This window comes from Chloroflexota bacterium (genome assembly GCA_015478725.1).
Classification (GTDB): Bacteria; Chloroflexota; Limnocylindria; order Limnocylindrales; family CSP1-4; genus C-114.
The window spans coordinates 23,140-40,058 of the sequence record JADMIG010000017.1; the positions used below are offsets into that span (position 1 = coordinate 23,140).

At 67.9% G+C, this 16,919-nt stretch carries 16 protein-coding genes; 10 read left to right on the plus strand and 6 right to left on the minus strand.

The window, feature by feature from the left end; genetic code table 11:
- Nucleotides 1–117 precede the first annotated feature (117 nt).
- Complete coding sequence (locus tag IVW53_10865; GenBank protein MBF6606070.1) at nt 118–864, plus strand: SDR family oxidoreductase; 747 nt, start codon at nt 118–120, stop codon at nt 862–864.
- Between the two features lie 391 nt (nt 865–1,255).
- Here the strand turns inward: IVW53_10865 and ftcD are convergent, their stop codons facing one another.
- The 3 genes from ftcD to IVW53_10880 are packed head-to-tail and all read right to left on the minus strand — an operon-like array spanning nt 1,256 to nt 4,084.
- Nucleotides 1,256–2,158, minus strand: coding sequence for a glutamate formimidoyltransferase (gene ftcD / locus IVW53_10870; protein ID MBF6606071.1), 903 nt, complete (start codon nt 2,156–2,158; stop codon nt 1,256–1,258).
- Nucleotides 2,159–2,178: 20 nt separating this feature from the next.
- A complete protein-coding gene (locus IVW53_10875) occupies nt 2,179–3,192 on the minus strand; it encodes a homoserine dehydrogenase (GenBank protein ID MBF6606072.1) in 1,014 nt (337 codons plus the stop codon).
- A 25-nt stretch (nt 3,193–3,217) separates the two neighbouring features.
- A complete protein-coding gene (locus IVW53_10880; GenBank protein MBF6606073.1) occupies nt 3,218–4,084 on the minus strand; it encodes a MurR/RpiR family transcriptional regulator in 867 nt (288 codons plus the stop codon).
- A gap of 337 nt (nt 4,085–4,421) precedes the next feature.
- Here IVW53_10880 and IVW53_10885 point away from each other — a divergent pair, with 337 nt between their 5' ends.
- The 9 genes from IVW53_10885 (at nt 4,422) to IVW53_10925 (ending at nt 12,653) form a co-directional block, all read left to right on the plus strand.
- Entirely contained in the window at nt 4,422–5,342 is a 921-nt protein-coding gene (locus tag IVW53_10885; protein MBF6606074.1) for an amino acid ABC transporter substrate-binding protein, read from the plus strand.
- Nucleotides 5,343–5,404: 62 nt separating this feature from the next.
- Nucleotides 5,405–6,061 carry an ectoine/hydroxyectoine ABC transporter permease subunit EhuD gene (gene ehuD / locus IVW53_10890; GenBank protein MBF6606075.1) on the plus strand — a complete coding sequence of 219 codons (657 nt, stop codon included), beginning with the start codon at nt 5,405–5,407 and terminating at the stop codon, nt 6,059–6,061.
- Nucleotides 6,058–6,870 carry an amino acid ABC transporter ATP-binding protein gene (locus tag IVW53_10895; protein MBF6606076.1) on the plus strand — a complete coding sequence of 271 codons (813 nt, stop codon included), beginning with the start codon at nt 6,058–6,060 and terminating at the stop codon, nt 6,868–6,870. The genes ehuD and IVW53_10895 overlap by 4 nt, the downstream gene beginning before the upstream one ends.
- 39 nt (nt 6,871–6,909) lie before the next feature.
- Nucleotides 6,910–7,899: an arginase family protein gene (locus IVW53_10900; GenBank protein ID MBF6606077.1), complete on the plus strand. Its 990-nt coding sequence runs from the start codon at nt 6,910–6,912 to the stop codon at nt 7,897–7,899.
- On the plus strand, nt 7,896–8,969 hold the full coding sequence (locus tag IVW53_10905; protein ID MBF6606078.1) for a pyridoxal-phosphate dependent enzyme: 1,074 nt from the start codon (nt 7,896–7,898) through the stop codon (nt 8,967–8,969). The genes IVW53_10900 and IVW53_10905 overlap by 4 nt, the downstream gene beginning before the upstream one ends.
- A 70-nt stretch (nt 8,970–9,039) precedes the next feature.
- On the plus strand, nt 9,040–10,233 hold the full coding sequence (locus IVW53_10910; protein MBF6606079.1) for a pyridoxal phosphate-dependent aminotransferase: 1,194 nt from the start codon (nt 9,040–9,042) through the stop codon (nt 10,231–10,233).
- A 28-nt stretch (nt 10,234–10,261) separates the two neighbouring features.
- Nucleotides 10,262–11,551 carry an amidohydrolase family protein gene (locus IVW53_10915; GenBank protein ID MBF6606080.1) on the plus strand — a complete coding sequence of 430 codons (1,290 nt, stop codon included), beginning with the start codon at nt 10,262–10,264 and terminating at the stop codon, nt 11,549–11,551.
- Nucleotides 11,548–12,081: a thiamine pyrophosphate-binding protein gene (locus IVW53_10920; protein ID MBF6606081.1), complete on the plus strand. Its 534-nt coding sequence runs from the start codon at nt 11,548–11,550 to the stop codon at nt 12,079–12,081. Before IVW53_10915 ends, IVW53_10920 begins: the two co-directional genes overlap by 4 nt.
- Nucleotides 12,078–12,653, plus strand: coding sequence for a phosphonopyruvate decarboxylase (locus tag IVW53_10925; GenBank protein ID MBF6606082.1), 576 nt, complete (start codon nt 12,078–12,080; stop codon nt 12,651–12,653). Before IVW53_10920 ends, IVW53_10925 begins: the two co-directional genes overlap by 4 nt.
- A gap of 37 nt (nt 12,654–12,690) precedes the next feature.
- On the opposite strand, the gene IVW53_10930 is transcribed toward IVW53_10925, so the two are convergent.
- The 3 genes from IVW53_10930 to IVW53_10940 form a co-directional block, all read right to left on the minus strand.
- Nucleotides 12,691–14,211, minus strand: a complete 1,521-nt coding sequence (locus IVW53_10930; GenBank protein MBF6606083.1) for an NAD-dependent succinate-semialdehyde dehydrogenase — start codon at nt 14,209–14,211, stop codon at nt 12,691–12,693.
- A gap of 283 nt (nt 14,212–14,494) precedes the next feature.
- On the minus strand, nt 14,495–14,809 hold the full coding sequence (locus tag IVW53_10935; protein MBF6606084.1) for a DUF3892 domain-containing protein: 315 nt from the start codon (nt 14,807–14,809) through the stop codon (nt 14,495–14,497).
- A 703-nt stretch (nt 14,810–15,512) separates the two neighbouring features.
- Nucleotides 15,513–16,892, minus strand: a complete 1,380-nt coding sequence (locus IVW53_10940) for an aspartate aminotransferase family protein (protein MBF6606085.1) — start codon at nt 16,890–16,892, stop codon at nt 15,513–15,515.
- Between the last annotated feature and the right edge of the window lie 27 nt (nt 16,893–16,919).

A 16,919-nucleotide genomic window follows, 5' to 3' on the forward strand; every position in this document is an offset into this window, starting at 1 on the left:
TTCTGGCGGATGCGACTGCCAGTTCCGGTCGACCAGACCACAGCGTCCAGCAACGGCGGCCCGGATGTCCGGGTCGCATCGCGCACCCAGAAACCGGGCGGATGGAGGAGGCTCTCGATGGGCTATGCGACGAGCCGTCTGGCCGTAGTAACCGGTGCGGCGAGCGGGATTGGGCTCGCGACCGCCAAGCGCCTGCTCTCGGAAGGCGCCTCGGTCCTTGCGGTGGACATCAGCGAGGCTGGGTTGGGTCCGATTGCCGACCTCGGCGCGACGCCGGTCGTTGCCGACCTGGGCGAGGAGACCGGCCGGGCGCGGGTTATAGAGGCGGGCCGCGGAGCCCAATATCTTGTGAATGCGGCCGGAATCCTTTTCGTGAAGCCCATCCTTGAGGTGACCACGGAGGATTGGCGGCGGATCTTCCGGATCAACGCCGAGTCGATGTTCTTCCTGATTCAGGGCATCGGACCCACCATGCCCGCCGGCGGGGCGATCGTGAACCTGTCATCGGCTTCCGCGAAGCTCGCAACCACAGTTGACCTCGCCCATTACGCAGCCACAAAGGCTGCCGTCCTCTCGATTACGCGCTCATTCGCATACGCCCTCGCGCCGCATAACGTGCGCGTCAACGCGATCTGTCCCGGGATCATCGACACCCCGATGCAGGAGAAGGTCCTCGAGGGGATCTCGGCGCTCCGTCGGATCACACCCGAGGAACTCGACGCGGCCCGTGTCAAGACCGTCCCGCTGGGGCGAACAGGCTCGGCCGACGAGTGCGCAGGGCTGATCTGTTTCCTCCTGTCTGATGCGGCTTCGTACATGACCGGTCAGGCGGTAAATCTGACCGGCGGCTGGGTGATGTGGTGAACGCTGGGGCCAGGGGTCGTGGAGGAGAAAAGGTCGTGTCCCCGATGAAGGTCGTGTCCCCGATGACCGCGAACAGCCGAACCGGCTGACCAAGGAATCGGCCATCGGGTCATCCTCGCGTCGTTGGAGTGAAGAACCGACGACGAGGGCAATGCTGGGCGCCGTTCCTCCTGAGGCTCTGTGAGCTCGCCTTGGCCGGCGTCCGGCTCGTCCTCTTCCACGCCCACCGGGGTGAACCGCGCTGGCTTCGATGGAGGACCTGGGCTGCCAAGGACGGTTGGACATAATGGTCGCCCGCGCGACATTCTGCTGCGCCGGCTGAATGTCGAAGACGCGCGAACGCGGATTCGATCGGCTGATACGCCGCCAAAGGAGGCGGCCGCACCTGACCCTACGGGATGAGCGCGCTCTCGATGACCTGGTTGACCGAGAAGTCATGGAGCTGGAGGTAGTGCCGAACGACCTCCTCGAGCGCTCGCAGCGGAATCGGGCCGCTGAACTCCGTCCCGACGACGGCGACGCCGTGCCGGGCTGCCTCGAAGCGGATCGTCTCGAGCAGCCGCGGCAGCGGCGTATCGACATCGCGGGTCGTCATCGTCGAGACCTGGATGAGGCCGCGGCTCTCGAGCGCGAGGCCGATCGCCTGGACGTCACGATAGCCGCCGCTGCTCTGGCGGATCACTTTCGCGATCCGCTTCGCGATTGACACATCGGTCGAGGCAAGGTTGACGTTAAAGCAGATGAGGTGGGAGCGGGCGCCAACGGTGCACGCGCCGTGGCGCGGGTCGAACGCCTGCGCGCCCTCGTCGGGCGGCCACGCGTCGTCGAGGACCTGGCGGGAGAGGTTCTCGTACTCGCCGAGGAGCTGCTGGGTGAGCTTCCCCGAGCCGACGGGTCGGCCCGGCCCGGCTGCGGCCGCCCCGTAGTACCAGACAGGGATGCCGCGCTCACCGAGGAATCGCCCGAAGCTGTGGGCAACTTGGACGGCCTCGGCCATCTCCATCCCCCGGACAGGGACGAACGGGACGGCGTCGACCGCCCCGACGCGTGGATGCTCGCCTTTGTGCGTCCGCATGTCGATGAGCTCGAGCGCAACGAGCGCCATGCGGCGGCTGGCCTCGAGGACCGGCTCCACTTCGCCGAGATACGTCAGGACGGTCCGGTTGTGGTTCTCATCGGACGAGACGTCGAGGAGCGTCACGCGATCCACGCCGCGGACGGCGTCGACGATGCGCTCGATGATGGCGGCGTTCTTCCCCTCGCAGACGTTGGGGACGGCCATGAGAACCTTCATCTCATCCTCTCCGAACCTGATCAGTCGAAGCCGGCTGGGCCGGCCTCAAGGACAAGACCGAGCACGTCCTTGAGCATCGCCTGCGCTGCGCCACGGGGGCTCGATCGCCCGCCGGACACCACGATCTGACCGACGACGCCGCAGTCGTAGGCGACCGCCTTCTCGGGCCCGCTCAGCGGGAAGAGGGGGTCGCCGGGCTCCAGCGCCTCGAGGCCGACCTCGAGGCGGCCAGTCTCAACGTCCGCGCTCGCTACGGCGCGCAGCCGCCGACCGGCCCGGGCGGCGGCTGCGGCCCGGGCCGCGACGGACCCGTCAATTGGCTCCCGTTTGATCGCATCGATCGATGCGCCGACCCCCCAGAGGAGGTTGGCGAGGAGGACGAGCTTGGCGGCCGCGTCGCGCCCGTCGAGGTCGCTCGTGGGGTCCGCCTCGGCGATTCCGCGCGACTGGGCCACGCGGACGGCGTCGGCCAGCGAGCCGCCCGCGTCGAGCTGCTCGAGGACAAAGCTGCTCGTGCCGTTGAGCGACCCGCGGATCGCCCGACAGGGGAACCCGCGGAGGCTGACGCGAGCTAGATCGGCAGCTGGGAGGGCGGCTCCCGTCGCGCCGGAGATTCTCACCCGGTGGCCCGTCCGGATGGCAGCCTCCGCGAGGACGCCCCAACGCCGGACGAGGTGCGTCTTCGTTGCGGTCACGACGTCCATCCCGGCATCGAAGGCTGCCAACATCTGCGCCGTCGCGGTGTCGACGAGCCGGTCGTCACTCGGAATCGCCTGGACGGCGACCGAGGCCGCGCTCGAGGTGAGGAACGCGCCAAGCTCTCCTGCGGGCGTCCATGCCTCGCGCGCGGGGACGGCCTCTGGCCCGGTCGCCGCGGGCCGGAGGATGATCTCCTGGCTCTCCGTGCGGATCCCGGCAACGGACAGCGCGATGCCGTATCGCCGACGTAGGTCCGTGTCACGCTCGCCGAGGAGCACGATGAAGTCACGCGCCACAGGACCGTAGCCGAGCAGCGCGATCTGAACGGGTTGCATTCGGCCACCTTTCTCGGGTGCGGCGTCAGCGCCGGCCGTTCCTGCCACTGACGTCGGCATCGACGACCTCGTAGAAGGTCTCGACGAGATGCCGCTGGTCGCGTGACGACCGGCCGGCAGTCCGGTCCGCGTACTCGGCGACGAGCGCGTTAACGACGACCGTCGCTGCGACGTTCGAGTTGAAGAAGCTCGGCGTGTCGTGGGGGACCGAGAAGATGATGTCCGCTGTCGCAATCGGGGAGAGGAAGCTGTCGGTGATCGCAATCGATCGGATGCCGTGAGCGATCGCGTACTCGACGACCTGGATTGTCTTGCGCACATACCTCGGGAAGGCGATGGCGACGACGGTGTCGCCGGGTCCCATCGCCGCGACGTCATTGACGAGACTGCCGCCGGAGTCGTCCATGAGCCGCGTCTGCGGATGGATCTGCTGAAGCAGGAAGCTCGCGAGGTAGGCGACACTGAACGACGTCCGAAAGCCCACGACGTAAATCGTCCGCGTGTCCGCGAGCAGGTCCACGGCACGCCCGACGTCCGCAGGGTCGAGGCGTGCGGCGATCTCCGCGAGGTTCCGTGAGTCCGCTTCCAGCATGGCCGCCGTAGTTGTCGCCCCCTGCCGGGTCGAGGCCGCCGACGCGTCGTCCCCGGCGCCCGGCTTGAGGGTCTCGCGGATTGCCTGCTGGAGCTCCGGGAATCCCACGTAGCCGAGGCGGAGCGCAAGGCGGACGACCGTCGACTCGCTCACCCCGATCATGCCCCCGATTCGCACCGCAGCCAGCTCGCTCGCGGAGCGCGGCTGCGACAGGCAGAAACGGGCGACCCGGCGCTGGCCGGGACTAAGGCGATCCTGGTTCATGCGAATTCGCTCGGGCAGGAGGAGCGGACCCGCCATTCTGTCTCTCCGTAGGCGCGCCGGGAAGCGCGCATTTCCGATGGTCGCCCGGGTGGCGGTCAGTCGACTGCAATCCGGGCTCCATCCAAGTTCCTGCAGCATAGCGCTTGTTGCAGGATAGATACAGCATCCCGCGACGTCTCCATTGGCCCTCCTCGAGGGCCAATGGACCCCTCCTGGAGGGCCGTTGGACTCCAACCGAGCAACCCGTTCGCGCACGACTTGGGAACCACGCATCCCCAATGTGCCGATTCTTGACAAGCACCTCGAGGGTGCGCTCTAATGGGCCCGTCTTGCATCATTCCATGAATTGATGCAGCCATTGGAGGAGTACCCCATGTCCTCGCGCAGTCGATTGGCAGCGATCCTGGTGGTCGCCGCATTCGTCGGTGGGGCGTGCTCGGGCACGACCGCTCCCACTTCGGCGCCGGTGAGCGCTGGACCGTCGTCGACGGCGGCCGCCAGCGCGACTCCCGGAGCCAGCGCGACCGCGGCCCTCACCGGCCTGCTCGCCAAGGTGAAGGCGGACGGCAAGCTCATCGTCGGCACGTCGAACGACGCGCCGCTGTCCTATGTAGACTCGACGAAGGGGCCGAGCGGCGCGCTCACGGACATCCTTGTCGAGTTTCTCAAGCGGCAGGGGATCAGCGCGACGATCGACATGGTAACCACGCCGTTCGGGAGCCTCATCCCTGGCCTCCAGAGCGGGCAGATCGAAATCATCGGCGATGCGATGTACATCAGGCCGGCGCGGGCCCAGGTCATCGACTTCACGATGACGACGTTCTACAACCCCGAGGCCCTCGACGTCGTCAAGGGCAACCCGAAGAATATCCATCAGCTTGCTGATCTCTGCGGCAAGAGCGCCGGCACGTACATCGGCACGACCTACGTCGACACGCTGAAGGCGGCGAGCGCGAAGTGCACCGGCGGGACGACTATCGATATCAAGCAGTATCCGAAGATCGAGAACGTCTTCGCTGACCTCTCCGCGGGCCGCATCGACGCCGGCGTTGTCGACGCCTCGCTCTCGGCCTACGCACTCACGCAAAACCCGAGCCTCAACTTCCAGATCGTCAGCGACTACATCCCGGAGAGCAAGAGCACGTCGAACTGCGCGTTCGGCATCGCCAAGGGCGACCAGGCATTCCTCGACGCGTTCAACTCGACGTACACGCAGATGCTGTCCGACGGCACGGTCGCCGCGATCTTCACGAAGTGGGGCCTCACGCCGACTGACTTCTTCCTGAAGCCGTAGGGGCAGCGGGCTTCGAGATCACCTTGGGCAGGAGCGGATCCGCCGATGTCGGAGCCTGACGGGTGAATTTCGACCGGGCCTCGGAATGGTTGCCCAGTCTCTGGGCGGGCCTACAGCTGACGGTCTTCCTCACGTTCGCCAGCATGGCGTTCGCCCTGGTCATCGGCCTCTTTCTGGCTCTCGCCCAGCTCGATGCGCGGAAGAAATACTTCAGCTGGCCCGCCCGGGCGTTCGTGGAGCTCATCCGTGGGACGCCCCTGCTCCTTCAGCTCTTCTACATCTACTACGTTTTCCCGTTCTTCGGGCTTCGGCTCGACCCGATCGTCGCCGGTGTCATCGGGCTCGGCGTCAACACCGGTGCGTACCTCAGCGAGGTCTTCCGCTCGGGGATCGACGCCGTCGACAAGGGCCAGTGGGAGGCGGCCGACGCCCTAGGGATGCCGACGGGCCTGACACTCCGGCACGTCATCCTCCCCCAGGCGTTCCGGATCGTCATCCCACCGGTCGGGAACTACTTCATCTCGCTCTTCAAGGACACAGCACTTGTTTCGACGATCTCGGTCTCCGAGCTGCTCTTCTCCGGGCAGCTCCTGGCCGCACAGACGTTCCGGTACATCGAGATCTACTCGATCATCTTCGTGATTTACCTCGCGATCAGCTACCCGGCCAGCCTCGGCGTCCGCTCGATCGAGCGGCGCCTGCGCATCAGCTCACGATGAACCACAACGCCGGGCCGTCCGCGACCGCTGCCGCCGCCGGGCCTCTCATCTCGATGCGTGACGTCCACAAGTCCTTCGGCGCGGTCGAGGTTCTGCGAGGCGTCTCGCTCGACGTCGCCCCGGGCGAGGTCCTCGTCGTCATCGGCCCGAGCGGCTCGGGCAAGACGACGCTCATCAGGACGATCAACGCGCTCGAGCGGATCGACGCGGGCTCGATCACCGTCAAGGGCGTCCCGCTCGCGATCCCGGGACCGGATGGCAAGACGCAACGTCCGTCCGAGAGCGCGATGCGAGCCGTCCGGGCCGAGGTCGGGATGGTCTTCCAGCGCTTCAACCTGTTCCCGCACATGACGGTCATGGCTAACGTCATCGAGGCCCCGATCTACGTGCGCGGCCTCGACCGCGCCGCGGCCACGGAGCGTGCTGAGGCCCTTCTCGCGCACATCGGGCTCCTCGACAAGGCGAACGCGTACCCCCATCAGCTGTCGGGCGGTCAGCAACAGCGCGTCGCGATCGCGCGAGCCCTCGCGATGCAGCCCGAGGTCATGCTCTTCGACGAGGTCACCTCGGCCCTCGACCCGGAGCTCGTCGGCGAGGTGCTCCGGACGATGCGACTCCTCGCGGAGGACGGGATGACGATGGTCGTCGTGACCCACGAGATGCAGTTCGCGCGCCAGGTCGCCGAGCGCATCGTCGTCATGGATCAGGGCGTGATCATCGAGGAGGGCGCCCCGAAGGAGATCTTCTCCTCGCCGAAGCAGCCCCGCACCGCCGAGTTCCTCCGGCGCATTCTCCACGACGACGTCTGACGGCGATGGAGTCTGTGCGTGCGCCGGAGTCCGACAGCCGTGGGTGATCGGCTCGACCTTCCGTTCACCGGGCTCGTCTCATTCCTGCGCGCCCCTACGTGCACGAACCTCGCCGAGCTCGACGCCGACGTCGCCGTGCTCGGCTTTCCGAGCGACGAGGGAACCGGCTGGCTGCCCGGCGCACGACTCGGGCCCCGCCGCCTGCGCGAGCTCTCGATGCGTTTCGCGGGCGGGACGCCCCAGAGCCACGGGGGCTTCTGGGACATCGATGAGGGTCGTCGCTACCTCGACTACGAGCTCGACAACCGGCGAATCGTCGACTGCGGCGATGTCGACGTCATCTACACTCGGCCGGACCAGAGTTGGGACAACGCCACCGCGATGGTCCGGACGATCCTTGATCGCGGTGCCATGCCGGTCGTCCTCGGCGGCGACCACGGAATCTCGTACTCGATCGTCCGGGCGTTCTCCGAGCGGCTGACCGTCGTCCACTTCGACGCCCACGTCGACTACCAGCCGTTCGTCCATGGTGTCATCCACTCGCACGGGAATCCGATGCGGATGATCACGACGCTCGACCATGTGGAGCGGATCATCCAGGTGGGCATTCGCAGCTTCCGGACGCACGAGGAGGACGCCAGCGATTCGATCCGTGACGGGAATGCGATCGTCACGGCGCGGGACCTGCGCCGGCGGGGACCCGAGGGCCTCGCCGAGCTCCTCCCGAAGGACGGCGCGGTCTACGTCAGCATCGATGTCGATGTGCTCGACCCGTCGATCGTGCCTGGGACGAGCGCGCCCGAGCCGAGCGGCCTCTCCTACGACGAGCTCCGCGACGCGCTCATCGCGATCGCCCGCCGCGCCCACGTCATCGGGTTCGACCTCGTCGAGGTCAATCCGATGATCGACAACGCGGCTCAGCTGACGTCATTTGTCGGCGTCCAGCTCATCGTCGAGTTCCTCGCCCGGATCGTCGAGCACCCAGCCCACCGGCAGTGCCACCCGCTGCGCCCCGCGTTGGGCTCATGACCGGGCAACAGGGGGCCGTCAGCACGACCGCCGGCCGCGCCGCCGCGCCGCCGCTCCCGCAGGTCGAGCTGTTCACGAAACCGACTCCGCTCGAGCACCTGCCGCGCTTCAGCCATGCTCTCGGCGCGATCGCCGCCGCCGCCGGCCACGATCCGGCCGTCGATGTCTGGATGAAACGCGAGGACCTGATGTCGATCGGACTCGGGGGCAACAAACTGCGCAACCTTGAGTTCCACGTGGGCGCAGCCCTCGCGCAGGGGGCGGACGCGCTCGTGACCTCCGGACGGGGTCGAGCGAACCACTGCCGGCTGACGGCCGCGGCGGCCGCGCGAGCCGGGCTGCGCTGCATCCTTGTCCTCTCGGGACCGAGGCCGGCCGAGCCGAGCCCCAACGAGCGGGTATGCGAGCTGCTCGGCGCCGAGCTTCGGTATGCGTCGGACTCCGCCGCCGGCACCCGAGACACCCTCCTCCGCGAGGTCCTCGGGGAGATACGAAACGGGCAGGGGGTTCCGTACGAAGTCGTGCTCGGCGCATCGGGCGTGGTCGGTGCGTCGGGTCAGGTGCTCGCCGGGATGGAGCTGTCCGAGCAACTCAGCACGATCGGCGTATCGCCCGACTACCTGTTCGTCGGCGCCGCGACGGGAGGCACATACGCTGGCCTCCGGGTGGCGCTCTGGCGTGCCGGACTCGCGACGACCGTGATCGGGGTTCCGACCTATTTCTCAACGGCGCCGTCAGAGTCCGTGTTCCGCGGCCATCTCGTCCTGCTCATGTCCGAGCTCCGTGAACTGTGGGGTGAGGGTCGGTCGGCCGGTCGCTCGCGCTGGAGCGATGAGATCATCCTCGACGACCTGACGTCATGGCTGCCGTACGGCACCGCTTCACCGGGGGCCGCGGATGCGGCTCATCTCCTGGGCGCGACCGAAGGGATCGCCGCAGACCCGGTCTACACCGCGCGGGTGGCGGCCGGGATCGCCGCCTGGGCACGGGCCGGCCGCCTCGAGCGCAGGACCGTCGTCCTGTGGCACGCCGGCGGCACACCGGCACTCTTCGAGAACTACGGAGCGTGAACGAACGATCACGTCCTGCGGACTCCCGCTCGACGCGTCTCTCACAGACTCAACGCAGTGGAGGACCGACATGAACGAATCGCTGCTCAGACCCGCGGCCCGACTCGCCGACGTGCCAGCGTCCAAGATCCGGGTCATCTTCGACCGCGCGCACGAGCTGGAGGACCAGGGAGTCCACATCTACCACCTCGAGATCGGGCGCCCCGACTTCGACACGCCCGCCCTTATCAAGCGTGCGACCGTGAAGGCGCTCGACGCCGGAGCGGTCCACTACGCATCGAACTGGGGCATCCCGGAGCTGCGGAACGCGATCGCTGCCAAGCTGGGCCGCGACAACGGGCTGACCTACGCGCCGGCGGACGAGATCGTCGTGACGATCGGTGCGAACGAGGCGGTGTGGATCGCGATGATGGCCTACCTCGATCCGGGCGACGAGGTGATCATCCCAGTCCCGGCGTGGCCCCACTACGCACAGTGCGTCCGCCTCGCCGGCGGTGTCCCCGTCTTCCTCCAGCTTCAGGAGGGTGACGGCTGGCGGATCGACCCCGAGGCACTCGGGCGGGCGATCACGCCGCGGACCCGAATGGTCATCCTCTGCACGCCCCAGAACCCGACCGGAGCGGTCCTCGACCAGCCGCGGCTCGAGGCCATTGCGGCGAAGCTCCAGGGCACGAACGCCATCGCGCTCTCCGACGAGATCTACGAACATCTCATCTACGACGGCGTGCGCCACGTGTCGCCGGCATCGCTCCAGGGGATGCGCGAGCGGACGCTCCTGGTCTCCGGCTTCGCGAAGGCCTACGCGATGGATGGCTGGCGCCTCGGCTACCTCGCGGGACCGCGCGAGCTCGTCAAGTGGGCGCTCCGCGTTCACCAGTACACGACGGTCTGTGCCCCGACGTTCGAGCAGCACGGTGCGGCGGCCGCCCTCGACGGTCCGCAGGACGACCGCGAACGGATGGTGGCCGAGTTCGCCCGCCGACGGCGAGCGATCCTCGACCTCCTCGGCGCTCAGGACGTCCTCAGGTACTCCCCGGCTGAAGGCGCCTTCTACTTCTGGGTCACGTACCCCGAGAGCGCCCCGCCTGCCTCGGAGCTCGCCATGGGTGTCCTTGAGGAGCAGTACGTCGCCGTCGTCCCGGGGACCGCGTTCGACGAGACGCAGGAGCACGGGCTGCGGATCGCGTACTCGGCGCCGCTGGAGGATGTGACGGAAGGGATCCGTCGGCTCATCGACTACGTTCGCCGGCATACGAAGCCATAGCGTCGAACCGGTCGGAGGAGGAAGAGACATGAGTGAGACGAACCAGGCCATCTCGGAGCTCGTGGGAATCCGAGCACGCCGCCTCCTCGACGTCCGGTCCGGGCGCTACGAGGAGAATGCCGTCATTGGCGTGCGCGGTGAGCGGATCGAATCCGTCGGAGCGCCGCTGCCGAGCGGAACCCGCATCATCGACCTCGGAGATCGCGTCCTCATGCCGGGCCTCATCGATTGCCACACCCACGTCTTCCTCCAGGGGACGCGGGGCAAGGCCGACTTCCCGTATCAGCTCCTCCAGGAGCACCGCGCCCACCGCGTGGTGCGGGCCGTGCGAGCGCTCCGCATCGCGCTCGACCACGGGTTCACGATGGCCCGGGACATGGGGACCGAAGGCGCCGGCTACGACGATGTCGGGCTTCGCGACGGCGTCGCGGAGGGGGTCATCCCGGGACCGCGGCTCCAGGTTGCCGGCCCGGCGATGTCGAGCACCGGCACGTATTCGATCTCGGGCTATCGCGACGACTGGAAGTACCCGTCCGGCGTCCTTGTCGCCGACGGCGCGGAGGGGTGCCGGCGGGCGGTCCGCGAACAGATGGCGTATGGCCTGGAGTGGATCAAGGTCTACGCGAACGGCGGTCCGGGTGAGCGGATGACGGAGGACGGCTACATCGAGTCGGCGCCGAATTGGACCGCCGAGGAGTTCAAGGCCATCGTGGACGAGGCCCATGCCCGCGGTGCGCGTGTCGCGTCCCACGCGACATCGGACACCGGCGTCCGGATGGCCCTCGATGCCGGCGTCGACTCGATCGAGCACGGCTTCTCTGTTCGCCCCGAGGTCGCACGGAAGATTGCGTCGCAGGGCGTCTACCTCTGTCCCATGCTCCTGCCGACCGAGTACGTCTCCGAGGTCCGGGCCCGCGAGCGGACCCCGCTCTGGGGGCACACGCCGGCGATCCAGGCGCGTTCCTTCCGCAACTGCCTCGACGCGGGCGTCAAGGTCGTGTTCGGGACCGATGCCGGCTCGGCACCGTGGACGGAGGTCAACGAGGCCGAGGAGTTCGCGTTCGAGACGCGGCTGGGCATGTCGTCGATCGAGGCGATCCGGAGCGCCACAACCCTCGCCGCCGAGCTTCTCGGCGTCGCCGGCGAGGCCGGTACGCTCGAGGCTGGCAAGTGGGCGGACATCATCGCGGTTCCCGGCGACCCGCTCGCGGACGTGGCCGCCCTGACGGCGGTCGACTTCGTCATGAAGGGCGGCCAGGTTCACCGGCCGCCACTCGCCTTGGTCGAGGGTAGAGCGAGACCGGAGGCCACCGCGTGACAGCCCAGACCGATGCCGTCATCGCGGGCATCGAGCGCCTGAAGCTCGATTTCCTCGCGTACCTTCCGTCGAGCTCGATCGCGCCGATCATCGAGCACTTCCGCGTCCGGAGCGGCCAGGCCGGCTCGCCGGTCGCGTTCCCGATCTCGCGGGAAGAGGAGGGCGTGGGGATCGTCGGCGGGATCGCGCTCGCGGGCCGCCGCGCCGCGATGCTCGTCCAGGACAACGGCCTTGGCAACTCGCTGACGGCCCTCACGACGTTCGCCGTCGCCTACAACGTCCCGCTGCTCGTCCTCGCGAACACACGCGGCGGGCTCGGCGAGTACAACTCGATGATCCACTCGTTCAGCGGGGGCGTGCCCGCCATGCTGGACGCGGCCCGGATCCCGGTGTTCCTCGTGGACCGTCGCAACTCGTCCGACGACTGGACCGGGACAATCGTCGAGGCGTACCGACACGCAGAGATGACCCACCGCCCGGTCGCCCTCCTCATGGACTTCTGGGCGCCCAAGGCGGAGGCCGGCCTATGAAGCGGATCGAGGCACTCGAGGCGATCCTTCCGGCGATCGAGACCGTGCCCGTCATCGTCACGTGCGCGGCGACAACGCGCGAGCTCGCGGCCATCTCCGACCGCCCGAACTACCTCTACCTGCTCGACTCGATGGGGCTCGCCGTCTCGGTCGCGACCGGTCTCGCGCTCGCGCTCGACCACGAGCCGATAGAACGGGTCGTCGCGATCGAGGGCGACGGCTCGCTTCTGATGAACCTGAATGCGCTCGCAACGCTCGGTTTCCTCGCGCCTGAGAAGGTCATCGTGGTCCTGCTCGACAACGGCGTCTACGGCTCGACGGCAGACGTCCCGACATACGCCGGGAAGCTCGACCTCGCCGAGATGGCGCGGTCGGTCGGGGCGGTCGTCTCCGTCGCGTCGGATCGGGGTGGGGTCGTCAAGGCGCTCGACCGCGCCTTCGCGGAGCCCGGCCCGCACTTCCTCCACGTCCGGATCGAGCCAGGCAACGCCACGTGCCCGCTCTTTCTCCCAGACCCGGTCGCACTCAAGGTGCGCTTCGAGACGTGGCTCAGGGAGCGCCTCGCCCGCTGAACCCGCGGCGGGGCGGTCGACTCGGGCCGCCGGTCGGCTACCAGCCCGTCGCGATGTACTTCGTCTCGAGGAATTCGGCCATTCCGACATCGGCGCCCTCGCGTCCGAGCCCGCTCTCCTTCACGCCACCGAACGGGGCGGCCGGGTCAGAGACGAGGCCGCGGTTCAGCCCGATCATCCCGGCCTCGAGCGCCTCGGAGACGGCGAGCCCCCGCGCGAGGTCCTGCGTGTAGACGTATGCGATGAGGCCATACGGAGTCGCGTTCGCCGCGGCGATCGCCTCGCCGAGATCGCGGAAGGGGATGATCGGGGCGACGGGGCCGAAGATCTCGTCGTCGAGCAGCACGGATCCCGGCCGGACGTCGGTCAGCACGGTCGGCTCGACGAAGTAGCCCTTGCCGCCGATCGGCCGGCCGCCGCAGACGATCCGTGCGCCGCGCGCGACGGCGTCATCGACGAGCCGGCTCAGCTTGTCCCGGGCCTCGGCGTTGATCAGCGGCGCGCACTCCGTGTCGGACGCCGTACCGGCGCCGATCGTCAGGCGTGACATCGCAGCGCCGAGCTTCTCGGCGAACTCGTCGGCCACGCTCTCCTCGACGTAGAATCGGTTCGCGGCCGTGCAGGCCTGGCCGCCGTTGCGCATCTTTGCGATCATCGCGCCCTTGACGGCCTGCTCCATGTCCGCGTCGGCGAAGACGAGGAACGGCGCGTTCCCACCGAGCTCCATGGAGCAGCTGACGACGCGCCGCGACGCCTCCGCCAGGAGCGTCTTGCCCACGGTCGTAGATCCGGTGAAGGATAGCTTGCGGACTTCGGGTCGGTTGAGCATCGCCGCGACAACCTTCCCCGAGCGCGAGGATGGGACGACGTTGACGACCCCGCCGGGCACGCCGACCTCGGCGAGGATCTCGGCGAGTGCGAGCGCCGTGAGAGGCGTCGCCGAGGCGGGCTTGAGGACGACGGTGCAGCCCGCGGCGAGGGCCGGGCCGATCTTTCGCGTCGCCATCGCGGCGGGGAAGTTCCACGGCGTGACGAGGACGGAGACCCCGATCGGCTGGTGGAGGACGACCATCCGGTTGCTGCCGGAAGGGTTCGTCCCGAGCCAGCCTCGGTTCCGGACCGCCTCCTCCGAGAACCAGCGGAAGAACTCGGCGGCGTACCGGACCTCCCCGCGGGAGTCGGAGAGCGTCTTGCCGTTCTCGATGCTCATGATGTAGGCGAGTCGCTCGGCCTGCTCAAGCATCCGCTCGAACGCCGCGCGCAGGAGCTCACCCCGCTCCCTGGGCGGCGTCGCGGCCCAGGGAGCAGACGCCCTCGACGCTGCCCCGCACGCCGCGATGCCGTCCTCGACCTCGCCGTCGGCGACCTCGGCGATGACCTCCTCGGTGGCGGGGTCGCGGACGGCCATCGTCGCGCCGCTGCTGGACGGCCGCCACTCGCCGCCGATGAAGAGACCGGTTCGGGGCAGGGCGATCTCCGTCCCGTCGGCGGCGAATGCTACCGGAGGGCGCGATGCCCCGGATCGGGGGGTGGTGTCGGTGCCAAGCCCTGCGGTCATCTCGTCTCCTCGTCGCGCGATCGCCCACCGGATGAGCAGGCGGACGCGCCCCTCGATTGTAGGAACTGTCCGACGGATCGTCGCCCTAGACCGCCTTGGTTCGGATCGCGCTCGCCGACGATCGCCGCGCCAACGATCTGGTCGGGCTGAATGGGCTTGAACCGCCGGGTTCCACACCCAGGATCGTGCTGCCTGAGTGGATCGCGAACGCGCTGCGGAGGAGCGCATGAGTCGCCGGGCCGAAAGGAATAGAACGTGGGCTTGTCGGGAGAGTTACGGCCGGCTAGACCCTTGGCAGACTCAGAAGGTTGTTGCTGGTCGTCCTGTCCGGGTCCGTCCGGAGGTAGTCGTTGAAGGTGCAGGATGGGCACGTCACCACCACGACATTCGCGCGCGTCCCGCCCGCATCGGTGTAGTAGCGGTCGCCACCGGGCTGGTGCAGGTCGCTGACGACCGTCTCTGACTCTGGAGAGACGACCAGCAGCGCGGCGTCGGCGCGTCCCTTGATGGTTTCGAGATCTTCCAACAACGTCCGGCCCGGTGTGAACGCGTCCCACCACGGCAGAAACTCAAGCGTCGGTCCTTGGAACTTCTGCAACACAGCCTTGGCTTGCGACTTTGCGGCCGACGACTCCCCGCCGAGGTGTATGCCTCGGCCGGGCTCAATCCTTGGGCATCGAGGACGGTTGACCGAGCCATTGTGCTTCCGTTTCGGAGACGCCGAGTCATTACCAACGAGGCAGGGGGCCGAGCGTCTAGGCCAGAGTACGAAACGGATAGAAGATCGCCGTTGGGTCCGGCCGGAGGATCAGGGTTACAGATCGCCTGATATACCCGTGTAACTGCGGTTCATATATCACCCTGAGCTCGCTGGCCCGTCGCTCGGGTTTCGGATTGAAGTCGTCCGGATGATTCACGAGGACGATTGCGTCCATCTCCCGCCCTTTCGCCTGATGACGCGTCATCAGGCGAACTGGGGAAGGCGGAACGACGAATCCCTTCACCATCACTCCCCGTGCAGGTCGTCGAGGGCCATTGCTTCCATGTGCGGACGCGCTGGCGAGCCGGTAGAGGGGCCTTGCCGCCGAGGTCATCAGCGATCGCGTTGGTCGCAGAGGTCGACGAACTCGGGGACGCACTCCTCCGCGACGCCAGGCGACGCCAGGCGCCGCCCGGAGCTGACGAAGCTCGCCGACTCGTTCGCGGCCAGTGCGGGCCGTGTCGGCCCGCGGGACCTTGTCTGTGCCGGAGTTCTCCTCGTTGTCGGACGCCGACCCTTGACCCCGAGGTGCGTCGGCAAATCATGGCGTAGATCGGAGGGCGGTCGCGCCGCGGGCTATCGGGAGGTCCATGCGACGGTCGCGCTGGACATCGTCCAGCGAGGTCGCGATCGCGGCAACGAGCTCGTCGACCTGCTCTTCGTTGATCACGAGCGGCGGACACAGGAACAACACGTTCCCTGGATGGAGGACGAACGTCAGCACCCCGTTCTCCCGCAGCCGGCTGACGATGGCCTGGCCGATGTCGAGGGGGAGCTCATCCGGGCGGTCCGCGTCTCGGAGCTCGACACCGTAGATGAGACCCGTTCCGCGGACGGCGATCACAAGGCCGCGGCCGAGCAACCCCTGGAGCGCGCGCTCCAAGTACGATCCGACGGTCGCCGCGTTGGTGACGAGGTGCTCCTCATCAATGATCTTCAGATTGGCCAGGGCCGCCGCGCAGGCGACCGGGTGGCCCCCGAACGTGTGACCATGAGCCAAGGCGCGGTGCGGCGCTCCGCGGAACTCAGTCGCGATCTTGCGACTCGCGATTGCGGCGGAAATGGGAATGTAGCCGCTCGATAACCCCTTCGAGACCGTCAGGATGTCGGGCGTCACGCCCGCTCGGTCGCTGGCGAACATCCGGCCCGTGCGGCCGAAGCCGGTGATGGCCTCATCGGCGATCAAGAGCACGTCGTGCTCGTCGCAGATCTCGCGGAGGCGGACCCAGAACGCGTCATCTGCTGGGTAGATGCCGGACGCCGTCGCGACCGGATCGATGATCACCGCGGCGACCGTGTCAGGTCGCTCAAACCTGATGAGCGCGTCGAACTCTTCGGCATCGTCAGGTGCGGCCACGAACCGGCCGATCGGCGGGAGTGGCTCGAAGTACTCCTTGTGGGTGCGGTAGTAGCTGCCATCGATCGCCATTGCCCCGTACGTGCATCCGTGGTACCCACCCCGCCTCGCGATAACCTTGAACTTCCCCTGCCGCCCACGAAGGTAGTGGTACTGACGCGCGATCTTGAGTCCGGCCTCAACGGCCTCGGAGCCACTTGATGCGAAATGCACCGCGTCGAGGTCGCCGGGTGCGAGGGCTGCCAACCGGTCCGCGAGCTCCACCGCCGGGCGCGAGACGTACCGGAGCGTGTCGAGGAATTCGAGCTGCGAGAGCTGGGCTGCCACCGCGGCGGCAATCTCGATCCGACCATGACCGATCGCGACCGCCTCGAGTGAAGCGATGCAGTCGATGTAGCGGCGACCGGATTCGTCCCAGAGGTAGATGCCGTCCCCGCGGGTGAGTACCAGTGGACCGCCCTGGGCCACGACGTCGTCGATCGGCACATTGCCCATCCAGAGGTGGTCGAGAGCGTGACCGCCGATCCGTTCAGCGGTGGTCATGTTCGGATCGGGACGGGTCATCTGGTGGTCTCCTCAGGCGTCGGATCC